The sequence below is a fragment of the Acidimicrobiales bacterium genome (assembly GCA_035512495.1).
Classification (GTDB): domain Bacteria; phylum Actinomycetota; class Acidimicrobiia; order Acidimicrobiales; family CADCSY01; genus DATKDW01.
Genome location: DATKDW010000006.1, coordinates 1 through 15,579 on the forward strand (window position 1 = coordinate 1; position 15,579 = coordinate 15,579).

The 15,579-nt window shown below is 71.0% G+C and carries 12 protein-coding genes; 6 read left to right on the top strand and 6 right to left on the bottom strand.

The window, feature by feature from the left end:
* On the top strand, positions 1–806 hold an 806-nt coding region (locus tag VMN58_00305; GenBank protein HUF31631.1), incomplete at its 5' end, for a PaaX family transcriptional regulator C-terminal domain-containing protein.
* A gap of 16 nt (positions 807–822) precedes the next feature.
* Here the strand turns inward: VMN58_00305 and VMN58_00310 are convergent.
* From VMN58_00310 to VMN58_00320, 3 genes are read right to left on the bottom strand one after another with little or no spacing between them, the layout of a single operon-like run.
* A complete protein-coding gene (locus VMN58_00310) occupies positions 823–1,734 on the bottom strand; it encodes a hypothetical protein (protein HUF31632.1) in 912 nt (303 codons plus the stop codon).
* Positions 1,735–1,760: 26 nt separating this feature from the next.
* Positions 1,761–4,841 carry an MFS transporter gene (locus tag VMN58_00315; GenBank protein ID HUF31633.1) on the bottom strand — a complete coding sequence of 1,027 codons (3,081 nt, stop codon included), beginning with the start codon at positions 4,839–4,841 and terminating at the stop codon, positions 1,761–1,763.
* Positions 4,838–7,015, bottom strand: coding sequence for an ABC transporter permease (locus VMN58_00320; protein ID HUF31634.1), 2,178 nt, complete (start codon positions 7,013–7,015; stop codon positions 4,838–4,840). Before VMN58_00320 ends, VMN58_00315 begins: the two co-directional genes overlap by 4 nt.
* A 179-nt stretch (positions 7,016–7,194) precedes the next feature.
* On the opposite strand from VMN58_00320, the gene VMN58_00325 reads away from it, so the two are divergent.
* Together VMN58_00325 and VMN58_00330 are read left to right on the top strand one after the other, a co-directional pair.
* A complete protein-coding gene (locus VMN58_00325; protein HUF31635.1) occupies positions 7,195–9,030 on the top strand; it encodes a hypothetical protein in 1,836 nt (611 codons plus the stop codon).
* Between the two features lie 107 nt (positions 9,031–9,137).
* Positions 9,138–9,899: a hypothetical protein gene (locus tag VMN58_00330; GenBank protein ID HUF31636.1), complete on the top strand. Its 762-nt coding sequence runs from the start codon at positions 9,138–9,140 to the stop codon at positions 9,897–9,899.
* A 15-nt stretch (positions 9,900–9,914) separates the two neighbouring features.
* Here the strand turns inward: VMN58_00330 and VMN58_00335 are convergent, their stop codons facing one another.
* Genes VMN58_00335 through VMN58_00345 form a run of 3 tightly spaced genes read right to left on the bottom strand, consistent with a single transcriptional unit; the run spans position 9,915 to position 12,898 of the window.
* The gene (locus VMN58_00335; protein HUF31637.1) at positions 9,915–10,625 is read right to left on the bottom strand and encodes a histidine phosphatase family protein; all 711 of its coding nucleotides are present in this window, start codon (positions 10,623–10,625) and stop codon (positions 9,915–9,917) included.
* Positions 10,577–12,007, bottom strand: a complete 1,431-nt coding sequence (locus VMN58_00340) for a VWA domain-containing protein (GenBank protein HUF31638.1) — start codon at positions 12,005–12,007, stop codon at positions 10,577–10,579. Before VMN58_00340 ends, VMN58_00335 begins: the two co-directional genes overlap by 49 nt.
* Positions 12,008–12,013: 6 nt before the next feature.
* Positions 12,014–12,898: a MoxR family ATPase gene (locus tag VMN58_00345; GenBank protein HUF31639.1), complete on the bottom strand. Its 885-nt coding sequence runs from the start codon at positions 12,896–12,898 to the stop codon at positions 12,014–12,016.
* Positions 12,899–13,017: 119 nt separating this feature from the next.
* On the opposite strand from VMN58_00345, the gene VMN58_00350 reads away from it, so the two are divergent.
* From VMN58_00350 to VMN58_00360, 3 genes are all read left to right on the top strand, one after another.
* Entirely contained in the window at positions 13,018–13,893 is an 876-nt protein-coding gene (locus tag VMN58_00350; protein HUF31640.1) for a polysaccharide deacetylase family protein, read from the top strand.
* Positions 13,890–15,002 (top strand): heparan-alpha-glucosaminide N-acetyltransferase domain-containing protein, encoded by a 1,113-nt coding sequence (locus tag VMN58_00355; GenBank protein ID HUF31641.1) that lies wholly within the window; start codon positions 13,890–13,892, stop codon positions 15,000–15,002. Before VMN58_00350 ends, VMN58_00355 begins: the two co-directional genes overlap by 4 nt.
* A 47-nt stretch (positions 15,003–15,049) precedes the next feature.
* A partial coding sequence (locus VMN58_00360) for an FMN-binding negative transcriptional regulator (protein ID HUF31642.1) occupies positions 15,050–15,579 on the top strand: 530 nt, incomplete at its 3' end.

A 15,579-nucleotide genomic window follows, 5' to 3' on the forward strand; every position in this document is an offset into this window, starting at 1 on the left:
CCGAGGAGATCCTCCCGGTGGCCGAGGCCTGTGGCCAGACCGCCGAGCAGGTGCGATCGTGCCTGCGTCGCCTCGTCACCGAGGGCCTCTTCGAGCGCCAGGGGGCGGGACGCAGCGCCGTCTACACCGCCACCGAGGCCGGCGCCTCTCGCCTCGCCGAGCAGCACCTCCGCCTGCGCCGCGCCTTCGCCCAGGACGCCGCCGGCCGGGGCTGGGACCGCCGCTGGCGCTTGGCCGCCTTCGCCATCCCGGAGGCCCGACGCGCCGCCCGCGACGCCGTGCGCGACACGATCCTCTCCCTCGGCGGCGCACCAATCCAGGGCGGCCTCTACGCCTCGCCGCACCCCTGGGAGGACGAGCTGCGCGCCGCGGCGAAGCGCCTGGGGGTGGAGGACACCCTCACCTTGGCCTGCACCGACGACCTCGAGGTGGGCGGCGTGCGGGACCCTCGCGCCCTCGCCGCCTCGCTCTGGCCACTCGAGGAGGTGGCGGCGCGCTACGAGGCGTTCGTCGCCACCCACGCCGGCGTGCCCGAGGCCCTGGAAGCCCAGCGGGATCGGCGAGAGCGGATCACCGACTCCGACTTCCTCCCCCTCGCCCTCACCATGGCCCTGCGCTACGGCCGGTGCTCCTCGATCGACCCCTACCTCCCTCCCGAGCTGCTCCCCCGGCCGTGGCCGGGACGGGCCGCACGCGACATCGTCGCCCGGAGCCGCCGACTCGCCCTCCAGCTCCGCTCCGGTGCCGGGCGACCAGCGCTCTTCGGCTACCTCGACGACGTGCTCGACACCATCCACCACACCTGAACGGGTGGGCCCGACCTCAGGCGGGTCGGCCGTTGAGCCGGCGCCATCGGTTGGCCCCACCGGCGGCGATGGCTGCCACCAGGGACACCAGCACGAAGGCCAGCGCCTGGCCCCATTGCGCGCTCGCCTCGACGTCGGTGGAACCGATGAGCGGTCGAGGGGCGGTGAGGGCACCGGCGGGCGCGGTCACCCCGTCCTCCACGACCCCGAGGGGTTGTGGCGCCGACTCGACCGGGGCCCCGGGGGTGATGGCCGGGGAGGGAGCGGCCGGCACCCCGAAGGGGGTGCTCGTGCCCGAGTCGAAGCCACCCGACGAGGACGGCGCAGGTTCTGACGGCGCGGCGGAGCCGTCGGAGGGATCGGACGGCGCGAACGGCTCATCCGTTCCACCATCGCCGCCGGTGGACCCACTCGGCACCCCGACGACCGTGAACGACGGCTGGGCGAAGCGCACGTCGAAGGGACTCGGCCCGATCGGCCCCTCTCCCTGAGCGGGTCGGAGCACCACCGAGAGATCGCCGACCGTGCCGGCGAGGAGACCGGTGAGGTCGGCTCGCCAGCGCGCCGATGGTCCGTCGCGCTCAAGCGTCGCCTGCCCAGCGTCGCAGTCGGCCTCTGGCGCGTCGGCCAGTGCGCCGCCCTCGATTGGCGTCCAGGGCGTAGACGCCACGCACACCTCGATGCTGGCACCGTCCTGACCGAGGCCACCGGTCTCGACCACCTCGAGCGATGCCGAGGTCGCCCCGTCGGAGCCGGGCACGGCGAGCGCGGCCACCGTGAGCGGACCGTCGGGTGCGTTCGCCACGGCGAAGCCCCCGTCTGGTGCGCCCTGGGCCGGCGACCTCGTCCACCAGCCGACATCGACCTGACGTTCCTGCGCCTCGAGCGCCCCACCCGCCAGGAGCAGGAGGGCACCAGCGACGGTCACACCGGCGACAGCCCTCTTCCCAGACCTCACCGCAAACCTCCATCCGTCGCATCGGGGCGGCCCGCCACCAGCGGACGGGTTCGGCGGGCCCGGCTCGGGGAGCTCCTCACCTCCGACGTCGTGCCTGCGCCCGAACGGTGGATCACCGCCCCGTCGCCGCCGAGGTACGACTCGATCACCCGCGCGTCGCCCACGACCTCCTCGGGATCACCGCTCGCGATCACCCTCCCGAGCTCGAGCGCCAGCATGCGGTCGGCCACGCCCGTGATCAGTGGCATGTCGTGCTCGATGAGGAGGAGGGCAGCTCCGGTGCGGTCTCGCATCTGCAACAGCAGCGGCCCCAGTGCCTCCGTCTCGCGCTGGGCGATGCCCGACGACGGCTCGTCGAGGAGGAGCACCTTCGGCTGGTGGGCCATGGTGCACGCCAGATCGACGACCCGTCGGCTGCCGGTGGACAGCTCGGACACGAACTTGTTGGCGAAGGCCTCGAGGTTCATCAGCTCGATCAGCTCGTCGACCCGCTCCCGGACGAGCCGCTCCGACACCTTGGTCGCCGGCGAGCCGAGCGCAGCCGCCAGCGGATCGCGCGTGCGGATGTGGCGCTCCTGGGCGATGGCCAGGTTCTCGGCGACGGTCATCGAGGGGAACAGCCGGGCGTCCTGGAACGACCGGCCGAGCCCCCGGACGGCCCGGACGTCGGGGCCGAGCTCGGTGACGTCCTCCCCGCCGAGCACCACCCGGCCGGTGCTGGTGGTGAGGAAGCCGGAGATGAGGTCGAACACGGTGGTCTTGCCGGCGCCGTTCGGTCCGATGAGGCCGAGGATCTCACCCTCCCGGACGGAGAAGGAGACATCGTCGACGGCTCGGATCCCCCCGAAGTTGATGCCGATCTCGTGCACCTCGAGGACGGGAGCGTGCTCGATCCCGCAGGACTCGCAGACGGCTGCGAACCGGTGCCGGGGGCGCACCGAGGTGGCAGCTGGCGCCGTTGACGCGGTGGGCCCGTCGATGCTCCCCGCTCCCTGGAGGAAGACGGCGCGCAGCACGTCGGGGCGGTCGAGCAGCTCGGCGGTGGGTCCGTCGAAGCGGACCTCGCCCTTCTCCATGAACACGGCGCGCTCGGCCAGGGTGATGGCGACGTTGACCGACTGCTCGACCAGGATGATCGTCGTGCCGGTGGCGTGGATGGCGCGCACGATGCCGAGCAGCTGCTCGACGATGACCGGCGCCAGCCCGAGGGTCAGCTCGTCGATCATGAGCAGGCGAGGCTTGGCGATGAACGCCTGCCCGAGGGTCAGCATCTGCTGCTCCCCGCCAGAGAGGTTGCCGGCCCGCTGGTCGCTTCGCTCCCGGAGGATGGGGAAGTACTCGAGGACCTGCTCCGTCGCCTGGCGTACGTGCTCCGGGTCCTTCTGGAAGAGCCATCCTGCGAGCTCGAGGTTCTCGGCCACGGTCAGGGTAGGGAAGACGCCCTTGCCGCCGGGCATCATCACGATGCCCGCCGCGGCTGTGGCGTTGGCCGGGAGGGTGGTGATGTCGCGCCCGTCGAAGACGATGGCGCCACCGGGCTCCACCAGCCCGCAAATGGCGTTGAGCAGGGTCGACTTGCCGGCGCCGTTGGTGCCGAGGAGGGCCACGATCTCCCCCTCGTCGACGTGGAAGTCGACGCCGAAGAGCACCTGGGTCTGGCCGTAGGAGACGTCGACGTCGCGGCACATCAGCAACGCCCCCTCGCCGCGCTCGCGGCTGAGGAGCGTCTCCGACTGCGCCAGGGCGGAGAGCCGCACCCGTTCGATGTCCTCGGCGACGAAGCGGCCGCCAGACGCCAGGATGAGGGCACCGGTGAGGAACACCGGGACGAGCATCAAGATGCCACCCGTGAGGCCCACCCGCTCCCCCACGGCGCCGACCAACAGCAGCACCAGGGCCCCGGGCATGGCCCAGAGTGCGCCGATGCCGAAGCCCATGGCCCGCGCCCGGGGCGGGAGCACGGTCGAGAGCACGGCGTAGATGCCAGGGGTGACGATGGCGCCGGCACCGCTGACGACCATCTGCATCGGGACGACGCCGAGCAGCGTGGGGATGAGGGCCAGGCCGGCCAGGCCGGCGGCGATGATGAGCGACAGCGACCCGAGCAGGCGGAGGATGAGGCCGGGGTCCTTGAGGAAGAGCCTGGTGGCGAGCGGGATGCCGATGAAGATGGCAGCGCACGCCTGCACCGGCTCAGCCGCGCCGAAGATCAACCCGCGCTCGAGCTCGTTGAGGCCGAAGCGCTCCTCGTACAGCAGCGAGTAGAGCGACCCGACGCCGACGAGCGAGCCGGCGATGAAGGGCAGTGAGTAGAAGACCCGCCGGAGGGAGCGGACCTGCATGCACGCTCGCCATGCCTCGCCGAAGGTGGGGGGAGCTTCCTCGGTGGCCACCTGGGCGTCGTTGCCGCCGGCGGCACGGCGCTCGTGACCGCCGCGCACCGGCTCCTTCAGGTGCCGCACGGCCAGGACGACGAAGACGAAGGTGGGGATGGCGAAGAGGATGAACGGCGCCCGGAAGCCGAAGGCGAGGGCGAGGCCACCGGCGAGGACGGGCCCGAGCACCTGACCCACGTTGTTGGCGATGCGGTGGGAGAAGAAGACCGTGACGCGGTCCGGCGGCTCGTAGTAGTCGGCCAGGAGCGAGTTGTGGGTGGGGTCGTTGACGGCCTTGCCGAGCGACGAGCCCACTCGCGCCAGCACCAGGATGAGGACGATGGGTGCCAGGCCGGTGAGGAGGCTGAAGGTGCCCCATGCGGCGGCGCCGGCGATGGCCATCCGGGTGCGGCTGAACCGGTCGGCGTAGTAGCCGACGAGCACCTGCCCGCCGAGGGCGAGGAAGGTGACGACGCCGACGAGCGACAGGATGCCCTGCAGGTTGAGGCCGAAGGCCTTCTGGATCTCGGGGATGAGGACGTTGAAGGCGCTGCGGTCGAGCTCGTCGACGGCGTTCAGCCCGAAGAGGATGCCGAGCGGCAGGAGCGACGAGCGCAGCGAGATGCCGCGCAACCGGGTGATGAGGCCGACCCGCGCGAGGTCGGGCGGCTCGACGAGCGGTGCCTCCGGGGCCAGCGTCACGGGACCGGCACCTCCGCTCGGTCGTCAGGATCGTCGGCCAGCTCGGGGATGTGGGCCTCCTCGGCTGCCGCGGCGGTGGCGGCGTCGACATCGTCCTCCCGCACGTCGGCGATGAGGCTTGGCACCACCAGGCCTCGACGGCGCGCCACCCGTCGCAGCACCGAGTCGCGAGCGCCGTAGACGAGCTGGCCGAGCCCGCCGGGCAGGACGAGCAGGATGATCAGGAGGCCGAAGCCGGTGGTGAGCAACCGCAGGGTCGGTGAGGCCACGGCGTAGGTGAGCACCGAGAACCACGCCACCCCGAGCAGCACCCCGGCCATCGAGCCCAGCCCACCGAAGACGACGATGCTGAACAGGGCGATGCTCTCCGCCGGCTGCAGCTGGCTGCGGATCATGTTGTGCTGGTGCAGGGCGAACAGCCCGCCGGCGAGGGCGGCGAAGAAGCCCGACAGGGCGAAGCCGGTGAGGCGGGCACGGATGAGGTTGACGCCGAACGCCTGCGCCGCCCGCTCGTTCTCCCGGGTGGCGACGAGGACCCGCCCCGTGCGGCTCCGGCGCAGCGACCGCACCGAGAGCATGACGAGGCCGAGGAGCGCCAGCACCACGTAGTAGTACGTCGTCTCCGACTCCAGGTCGTAGCGGCCGAAGAGGTCGGGCCGGAGGATCCGCTGGAACGGGTCGGGGACGTACCAGGCGAAGAACGAGAACTCCTGGTTCAAGAAGAACGACGAGCTGGCGAGGGCGAACCCGAAGGTGGCCACGGCGAGGAAGGGACCGCGGATGCGCAGGGCGGGCAACCCGATGACGATGGAGACGGCCGCCCCGGCCAGGCCGGCGAGGCCGAGGGCCACGAAGAAGTTGCCCCCACCTTGTGCCACGGTGCCGGCCACCGCGGCCCCAAAGCCGGCGAAGGCCCATTGCCCGAGGCTGATCTCGCCGGCCCACCCGGTGAGGATGAGCAGGGAGATGGCCAGGATGCCGAGGATCAGGGCGTAGGACATCAGGTTCACCGTCCCGGGTCCGAAGCCGAGCGGGAGCACGATCAGGACCGCGATCACGAGGGCGCGCATCCCGAAGGACCCCCAGCGGACCTCGGGCAGCCGGATCAGCTCGGGGGGGATGGGGCGGATCTCCCCGATGGCCTGCCACGACGACTGGCCTCGCTCGACAGCGCGGGAGATGTCGCCCCGACGCTGGAAGAGGAGCGCCGCCACGATGACGAAGAAGAGGACGACGTCGGCGATGAGGGTGCGGCCGGTCGACCACACCACCGCCTGCTCGACCATGCCCAGCACGATGGCGGCGGCGAAGGTGACGGGCAGGTTCTGCATGCGTCCGATGACCGCCGCCGCCAGCGCTCGCAGGAGGAGGCCGGGGCCGAGCACGGTGCCGATCGACACGCCCACGATCGGGGCCCGCAGGAGGGCGGCCACCCCGGAGAGGGCGGCGGCGAGGATCCAGACGTAGGTGCCGATCCGCTTCACCGGGATGCCGAGGAGCAGCGCCCGGTCGGACGACTCAGCCGATGCCCGGACCGCCATGCCCAAGCGGCTGAACCGGAAGAACGCACCCAGGCCCACCACCACCAGCGGCACCACGAGGATGGCGAAGACCTCGTTCCCGCGGAACACCACCGGGTCCCAGGCGAAGGAGAAGTCGAGCGGGGTCGGGAAGTCCTGGGGCGCCAGGCTGAAGCCGAAGAGCACCGGAACGCCGAGCTGCCCGGCGGCGAGCAGCTGGGCGATCCCGATGGTGGCGACGGTGAGGATGAGCCGTGGTGCCTTGGCGAAGCGCCGCACGAAGACGATCTCCACCAGCGCCCCGATGAGCAGGGCGGCGATCAGCCCGAGCAGCACGGCGGGGAAGAAGCCGATCCGCGGTCCGCCGATCAGGGAGACGGCCAGGACACCTGCGAGGGCTCCCAGGTCGCCCTGGGCGAAGTTGATGATCCGGTTGGCCCGGTAGATCAGCACCAGGCCCATGGCGGTGAGCGCCGAGAGCGAGCCGAGCACGGCGCCGAGGAAGAGGATGGCGGGCGGCGCCGGGAAGACGAAGCCGACGAAGATGAGGAACGAGAGGACGCCGGCGAAGGCCGTCATCCCCACCTTCGCGTCCGGATGGCGGACCGCGGCGTCGACCGCCGCCGCCACGCCTGCCGACCTGCGCTTCTCCACCCTGGTCCCCCTGGTGCCGACGAGCACCGCCACCAGGGCGGTCCACCTCGGGGTTTCGGCGTGACCGCCGCAGGTTCCTGCTCGGCGCGAGAAAATAATTCTCCTGTCCGGCAGGTAACCCGCCACGAGACAGCGAAACTTGCCTGCAACGACGCTGGGGAGCCGAGATGAACCTGACCATGCGTGAGATCTTCGACCGCTACGGGCCGGCCATTGCCGTGGTGGCCGTACTGGTGCTGCTGGTGGTGCTGGCGCCCGCCGACGGCCCCGGCAGCCAGGACGTTGCCGCCACCGGTGACAGCTTCGACGGGACCGACGCAGCGGGTGGTCGTGGCGGCAGCGACACGAGCACCGGCTTCGGGACCGACGACACCTCCGACGTCGGCGGCTCCGGCGAGTTCGGCGGGGGTGGTGGTACCTCGGGAACGGGTGGAACGGGCAGCTCGACCGGCGGCAACAGCGGGGCCGGCGGTCCCGGAACCAGCGGCAGCGGCACCGCAGGTCCCGGTGGCGGTGCACCTCCGGCCAACACGGTGTGCCGAGAGGACGGCGCCATGCCGTCGTTCTCGTTCTACGCCCCGCCCTGCGTCCCCATCTTCAGTGGCGACAACGGCGGCGCCACCCACAAGGGCGTGACCGCCGACGAGATCAGGCTCGTCTACTACTTCCCGAACTCGAGCGCCGCCACCGAGGCCACCCTCAGGGCCATCGGGGCCGACGACCCACGACCCCAGACCATGGAGACGGCGCGGGCGCTCACCCAGTACTTCAACCAGCACTACGAGACCTATGGGCGAGACGTCAAGGTCGCCTTCTTCGAGTCGAGCGCCGCCACCGACGACGAGGCCGCCCTGCGGGCCGACGCGGTGAAGATCGACAACGACCTCAAGCCCTTCGCCGTCATCGGCGCCGCCTCCGTCACCGCCACCGAGCTGGCGGCACGGGGGATCATCTGCGTCTGCACCACCAGCGAGCCCGCGGGCTTCTACCAGCAGAACGCACCGCACGTGTACTCGATCCTGCCGCAGCTGGAGGAGTACTACCAGCAGATGGCGGAGTACATCGGCAAGCGCCTGGCCGGCAAGCCCGCCGCGCACACTGGCACCGTCGCCGGCGTGCCCACCGATCAGCGCAGGTTCGGCCTCATCTACATCGAGGGCGTGGGCAACCGCCTCAACCCCCGAGCCAAGGACGCGGTCGCCTACTACGAGAAGGAGCTGGCCCGCTACGGCGTGAAGCTCGCGGCCAAGGTGGCCTACACCTACGACGCCGCCCAGGGGCAGTCCCAGGCCACCAACCTCATCGCCCAGATGAAGGCCGCCGGGGTCAACAACATCGCGTGCGTCTGCGACCCGATCTACCCGATCTTCCTCACCAAGGCGGCGACCCAGAACCAGTACTTCCCCGAGTGGTTCATCACCGGCACCGCCCTCACCGACACCACCTTCTTCGGTCGGACGTACGACCAGGCCCAGTGGGCCAACGCCTTCGGGATCAGCCCCCTCCCGGTGCCGGCGGCGAACCTGCAGGACACCGCCCCCTACCAGGAGTTCCACCACGCTCGACCCAACGCCAACGACGGCGACGAGGGCACCCAGATCCTGGTGCGGGAGCCGGCGTTCAGCCTCCTCTTCAGCGGCATCCACCGAGCGGGCCCCAACCTGAAGCCCGCGACCATGGCCCAAGGCTTCTGGGATGCGCCGTTCCTGGCCGGGCCGGTGGGGACGGTCGGCATCAAGCTGACCCCCAACAGCTACTCGGTGATCGCCGACTTCACCGAGGTCTTCTGGGACTCCAGCGGGCGCGGGCGCGACGAGGTCGGCAACGAGGGCGCCGGGCGGATGCTCAAGGTCGACGGAGCCAAGCGCTACACGCCGGGCGAGTGGCCCGCCGGCGACCCCAAGGTCTTCCAGAGTGCAGGCACCGTGTACAGCGTGGACGGCAAGACCTACTTCGACCACGCCGGCGACGGCCACACCCACGACCCCAAGCAGCGCTGCCGGTCCTGCCGCTGAGGCGCCGAAGCCCGGTCGTCAGGTGGAGTCGAGCACGGCCGTGAGCATGCGCGCGATCCTCGGGCCGAAGGATGGGCGCCTCGCCCGCCTGCCGTAGGGTCTCGACCATGCCGACCTCACCGCTGCTCCGTCGTCGCGCCCGCCCCGTGGCCGGGCTGCTCGTCCTGTCCCTCGTCCTCGCCGCCTGCGGGAGTGACGACGGCGACGACACCACCACGGCCACCGACGAGACCACCACCACCGTCGACGGGACCACCACGTCGGACGGCGACGGTGTCGGGCCCGGCGTCGCCGCCGAGGTCAACCTCCAGCTGGCCGACCTTCCCGAGGGCTGGGTCGCTGGCCCAACGGCGGAGGACGACGACGACGACGTCCTCGGCGAGTGCCTCGGCCTCGATCTCGACGAGATCGAGGAGCGCCAGGTGGACGAGGCCGACTCGCCGGAGTTCTCCAACCCCGAGGCCCTCAAGCAGACCGTGTCGTCGGGCACCAGCATCTACGACGACGAGGAGGTGCCCGCAGAGATCTTCGACCGGCTGCGCGCCGAGGAGACCATCCCCTGCCTGCGGGCAGCGTTCGAGGAGAGGTTCACCTCGGACGAGGAGCTCGAGGGCGTCGACGTCAGGTTCGAGGAGATCGTCTTCGTGGACGACTTCCCCACCTTCGGCGACGAGAGCCTCCTGCTCACCATCGCGATCGTCCTCAGCGCCGAGAGCCAGGAGTTCTCCGCCCACCTCGACTTCGTGTTCCTCCGCACCGCCGAGGTGGCCTCGTTCGTCTATGCGCTGAACCTGGGTGAGCCGACCGACCCCGGCCTCGTCACCGACCTCGCCGACGCCGTCGCCGCCCGGCAGGCTGCCTCCGTCTGACGCCGACCTCCCGCGTCAGCTGCCTGCTTCGCCGAGAGGTACGCCCTCGAGGTGGGCGGCGTCGTTGAAGCGCAGGAGCCGCCACGCCCGGCCGCCGGGCTCGCCGTCATCAGCGTCGGTCATGGCCCACTCGGTGACCGACGAGTTGGTGACCAGCCAGCTGCGAGGACCGGTGACCGGCAGCCCGAGCAGGTGGTGCATCGACCCGTCGATGATCCCGCCGTGGCACGCGACCACGACCGTGCGGCCGTGGTGCAGCCGGGCCACGGTGTCGAGGGCGCTGGCGACTCGCTGCTGGAACGAGACCCAGCTCTCGGCGCCGGGGGCCATGGGTCGGTGCGGGTCGTACGACCAGCCGTCGGGCCGGTAGCGCGCTCGGAACTCCTCCCAGGTGATGGCGTCGGACTCGCCCGGGAAAAGCTCGCAGAGGTCTTCTCGCTGTTCGACGGGGAGCCCACCGAGCGCCGGTGCCAGCAGCTCGGCGGTCTCGACCGCACGGGGCAGCGTCGACGAGAGCAACACGTCGGCACCAGGCGGGTGCCGCTCCCAACGATGGCGCAGCGCCGCCACCTGCGCCCGCCCAAGCGCCGACAGGCCCGAGCACCCCTTCGGCCCCCCGACGACGCCCGCGGCCTGGACCTCGGACTCGCCGTGGCGGAGGAGGAGCAGCCGGGTGGTCAGGCCAGCACCTCGACGAAGCGCTCCAGCTGTCGCAGGTTGCGGCACTCGTAGACGCCGTCGCAGTGGGCGCCGTACTCCCCCACGATCGAGTCGCCGGTGTCCCAGTAGGACCTCGGCTCGGGGTTGAGCCAGTACAGGTGGCGGGCCTTGTGGGCCATCTCCTTGAGCACCCACGACGCCGAAGCGTGGTAGTTGTTCCGGGCGTCGCCGAGGAGCAGCACCGTGGTGCGGGAGCCCACGTCGTGGCCGTAGCGCTCCCAGAAGACCTCGAGGGCGTGGCCGTAGTCGGAGTGCCCATCGACCCAGATCACGTCGGCCTCGGTGTTCACCCGGTGGACGGCCTCGTTGATGTCCTCCACCCCTTCGAAGTAGCTGGTGACCTCGTCGATCCCGTCGATGAACACGAACGAGCGCACCTTCGAGAACTGGCCACTGATGGCGTAGACGAGCTGGAGGGTGAAGCGGGCGAAGGCGGCGACCGATCCGGAGATGTCTGCCACCACGAAGATCTCGGGCTTCGCGGGGCGGGGGTACTTGAACTTCGGCTCGGCCGGGACCCCGCCGTACGACAGCGAGTGCCGCACGGTGCTGCGGAAGTCGAGGGGGCCCTTGCGACCGTGGCGGCGCTTGCGAGCGAGACGGACGGCGAGCTTGCGGGTGAGGGGCTGCAACGAGTGCTTGAGCGCCGTCATCTCGTCGCGGCTGGCGTGCATGAAGTCGACGTCCTCGGGAAGGGGCTTGCGCAGCGTCCGAGCCATGGCGTCCACGCCCCGGTCGTCCACCAGGCGGCGCCGGATCTCGGCCTCGACCTCCTTGCGCATCTTGTCGACCCGCAGGTCGGCCTCGTCGCGCTCGAGGCGCTCCTCCAGGCTGGTGAGCTCGCCACCCGCCTGTTGGCGGGCCTCCTCCATCATCCGCTCCACGACGCCGTCGAGATCGAGGTTCCGCAGCGTGCGGTAGAGGTAGTAGGTACCGCCGACCGGCCGGCCCGGCTCCATGCCGGCGAAGCGCTGCACGGCCTGCCTGGCCACGGCGCGCATCATCGAGTCGTCGGCGTTCATCATGGCCCGATAGAGCATCTCGGCGAGCTCCTCGGCGGTGAGGGCCTCACCACCGCCGCCGGAGCCGGGCTGGTCTCCCAGCTCGCCGTCGGCCTGCTCGCCGTTGGTCGCGGCGTCGCCGTCGGCCTCGCCATCGATGCGGTACTCCGCCCCGCGCAGCGAGAAGTACACCTCGAAGACCGTCTCGAAGGCCTTCCAGTGCGACGAGCTCTTCACCAACGTGGCGGCCAGGGCGTACTTGAACGCCTCGCGGTCCTCGATGGGGATGTGCTTGACGGCCTCGTGGGCGTCGAGGTTCTCGGTGAGGCTCACCGGCAGGCCGGCGCGCCTGAGCTCCTGGATGAACCCTGCCAGCAGGTCGAGCACGCTGCCCTACTTGGCGCCGACGGCGGCGCCGTTGGTGGACAGCTCCTTGGCGGCCCTCTGGATGTCGGTGCGGTACTTGAGGAGGACGTGGAGGGTGTCGGTGGCGACCTCGGCGTCGATGGTCTCGATGCCGAGCAGGACGAGGGTGCGGGCCCAGTCGATGGTCTCCGACACCGACGGCGACTTCTTGAGCTCGAGCGTGCGGATGGAGCGCACCACCCGGGCGATCTGGTCGGCGAGGTTGTCGGAGACGCCCTCGACCTTGGTGAGGACGATCTCCTTCTCGCGCTCGAGCTCGGGGTAGTCGACGTGGAGGTAGAGGCAGCGGCGCTTGAGGGCCTCGGAGAGCTCGCGGGTGTTGTTCGAGGTGAGGAACACCATCGGGATCTGCTTGGCCGTGACCGTGCCCAGCTCGGGAATGGACACCTGGTAGTCAGAGAGGATCTCGAGGAGCAGCGCCTCGGTCTCGACCTCGACGCGGTCGACCTCGTCGATCAGCAGCACCACCGGGTCCTCGGCACGGATGGCCTCGAGCAGCGGACGGGTGAGCAGGAACTCGTCGGAGAAGATGTCCTCCTCGATCTGAGACCAGTCCTCGGCCTTGCCCTCGGCCTGGATGCGCAGGAGCTGCTTCTTGTAGTTCCACTCGTACAGCGCCTTGGACTCGTCGAGGCCCTCGTAGCACTGCAGGCGGATGAGGCGGCTTCCGGTGATCTCGGCGACGGACTTGGCCAGCTGGGTCTTGCCGGTACCGGCCGGCCCCTCGACCAGGATGGGCTTCTGGAGCCGGTCGGCGAGGTAGACGACGCCGGCGATGCCCTCGTCGGCGAGGTACTTGGCGTCGGCGAGAGAGTCGCGGACGGCGGGGACGGAGTCGAAGCGGAAGCCCATGCGTGGCAGGTCCTGTCTCGTTCGGGGACACGCCGAGGGTACCCCTCGCCTTGACCAAGCGGTCAAGTTGGTTGCCGATGTTGCGGTTTGATGACAGACAGGGGGGGTACGCTCCGGCCGTGGACCGCCGCCGCTTCCTCGCGCTCGCAGGCATCGGTGCCGCCGGGGCCGCGACCGGGGCCACGGGCACCGGTGTGGTGATCGGCCGCGCCACCGCCAGTGCCGAGTCGCCAGGCGCCGTCGCCGACGTCCGCCTCGAGCAGCCCCTCGACCCCCGCACCGGCACCCACCGGATCATCTGGTCGGTCGAGACCGAGCGCCCCCTGGCCGCCCTCACCTTCGACGACGGGCCCGACCCCGACTTCACCCCCCGCATCCTCGACATCCTCGAGGAGCACGGCGCCCGCGGCACCTTCATGATGATGGGCTACAACGTCGCCCTCCACCCCGACATCGCCCGGCGGGTCGTCGACGGCGGCCACGAGGTCGGCAACCACACGTGGTCTCACCTGAACCTCCTCCGCGAGACCGACCAGCGCCAGTACGAGGAGATCGCCCGCGCCCACGAGGCGATCGAGGACGCGACCGGCGAACACTGCGCCTGGTTCCGCCCGCCCCGTGGCCAGCTCACGGGCGCCTCGGTCCGGTACGCCGCCGCCCTCGGGTACGACACCCTGCTGTGGTCGGTGGAGCGAGGCGCTCCCGGGGTGGGCACCCCCGACGCGGTCGCCGACTACGTCGAGGCCCACCTCGGCGCCGGCGACATCATCGACCTCCACGACGGCATCGGCCGGGGGACCTTCGACCCCGACACTGACCACGCCACGACCTCGCGGGAACGACGCGAGGTCGAGGTCGACGCCCTGCCCCGGATGATCCGCGACGCCACCGACCGGGGCCTCGAGCTCGTCACCATGTCCGACCTGCTGGCGGCGGAGACCTCACCCCTGCCCCAGGAGGCCGACGACCCCGCCCGTGAAGGGGACGGCGCGTGACGCAGGCCGAGGCCAACGTCGCCGGCGTCGCCCCGGTCGGAGACGGTGTCGTCGACGCTGGCGACCACCCCGGACCCACGACGGGGACCGCGCCCGCACCCACCAAGGTGCGGGTGCTCGCCATCGACGCCGTGCGGGGCCTGGCCATCGTCATCCTGTTGCTGGCCGTGCACCCGGGCCCGCGCGACGCCCTGCCCGCTCAGCTCGAGCACCCGATGTGGCACGGCGTCACCTTCGCCGACCTCTTCTTCCCCCTGTTCCTCTTCGCCGTGGGCGCGTCGATGCCGTTCTCCGCAAGCGCCTCCACCGGCCGGAGCGTGGCCCGAAGAGCGACGCTGCTCACCCTCATCGGCATCGGTCTCGTGTCGGCCAAGAACCTCTCGATCATCATTCCCGGGGTGCTCCAGCACATTGCCATCGCCTACGTCCTGGCCTGGCTGGTGCTCAAGCTCCCCTGGCGCGCCCAGGTGGCGGTGTGCGCCGCCACCGTCCTCGGGTTCTGGGCAGCCTTCCTCGTCACCGCCGGCCCCGGCGCCGACCCGTGGTCGCGCGACGGCGGGACCTTCGCCCACGCCGCCAACAGCTGGTTCTTCGGCGGCTTCCGCACCGAGGGCATCCCCCAGTCGGTGATCAGCGTCGTCAACGTGGTGGCGGGCGCCTTCGCCGGTCGGTGGGTCCTCGAACAGCCCGACCGCCGGGCCGTGCTGCGCACCGCCGGCCTGTGGGCCGTCGGCCTCGTCGCGGCCGGGTTGGTGATGGCCCAGTGGGTACCGCTCAACAAGAAGCTCTGGAGCCCCTCCTTCACGCTGCTCACCTGCGGCACGTCGTTCGGCTGGTTCGCCCTCGCCCTGTGGGCCATCGACATGCGGGGATGGCGGCGCTGGACCCGGCCGTTGGTGGAGCTGGGGCGCAACGCCATCGCTGTCTACGTGCTGCTCATGCTGGCGTTCGCCGCCATCGTCCCCCACCGCGGCCCGCTCGACGACGTCATCGCCTCAGTCGTCCCTTGGCCCACGGTCGTCTCACTCACGTGGGGTGTGATCTGGGTGGCTCTCGGCTGGTGGTTCTGCCACGTGCTGCACGAGCGACGGATCTTCATCAAGGTGTAGACGCCTCCCTTCCCGACTCTCCAGGCGTTCCGGTGCACACTGACCGGGTGCTGATCCACCCGCATGACGCCGCGGGCGACGACGAGTGGCGCGATTTCGTCACCGCCCAGGGCTTCGGCCACCTGGTGGCGGCAGGGACCGGTCGCCCCGTGCCCGTCGTCGCTCCCACTCAGTTCCTGCTCGACGGCGACACCGTCTGGTTGCACCTGGCTGCGCCGAACCCGCTGCTCGGCGCGCTAGCCGAGCAGCCCATGGCGCTGCTGAGCGTCGCTGGCGACTGGGCATACATCCCCGCGGCGTGGAAGGCGATCGACGACGAAGATCCCGCCCGCGGCATTCCGACCACCTACTACGGCGCCGTGCAGCTGACGGGCCCGGTGACCGTGCTCGACGACCCGGAAGAGGTGGCCGCGGTGCTGCGCCGTCAGCTCGCGGACCTTGAGCCTGGCAGCGGGACGGTCGACCCCATCGAGCACGCCGCCAAGCTCCGCGCCATCCGGGGGTTGCGCCTCGACATCGAGGCGGTGCGGGCCAAGCTCAAGTACGGCGGCAACGTCGATGACGCCCACCGACAGGC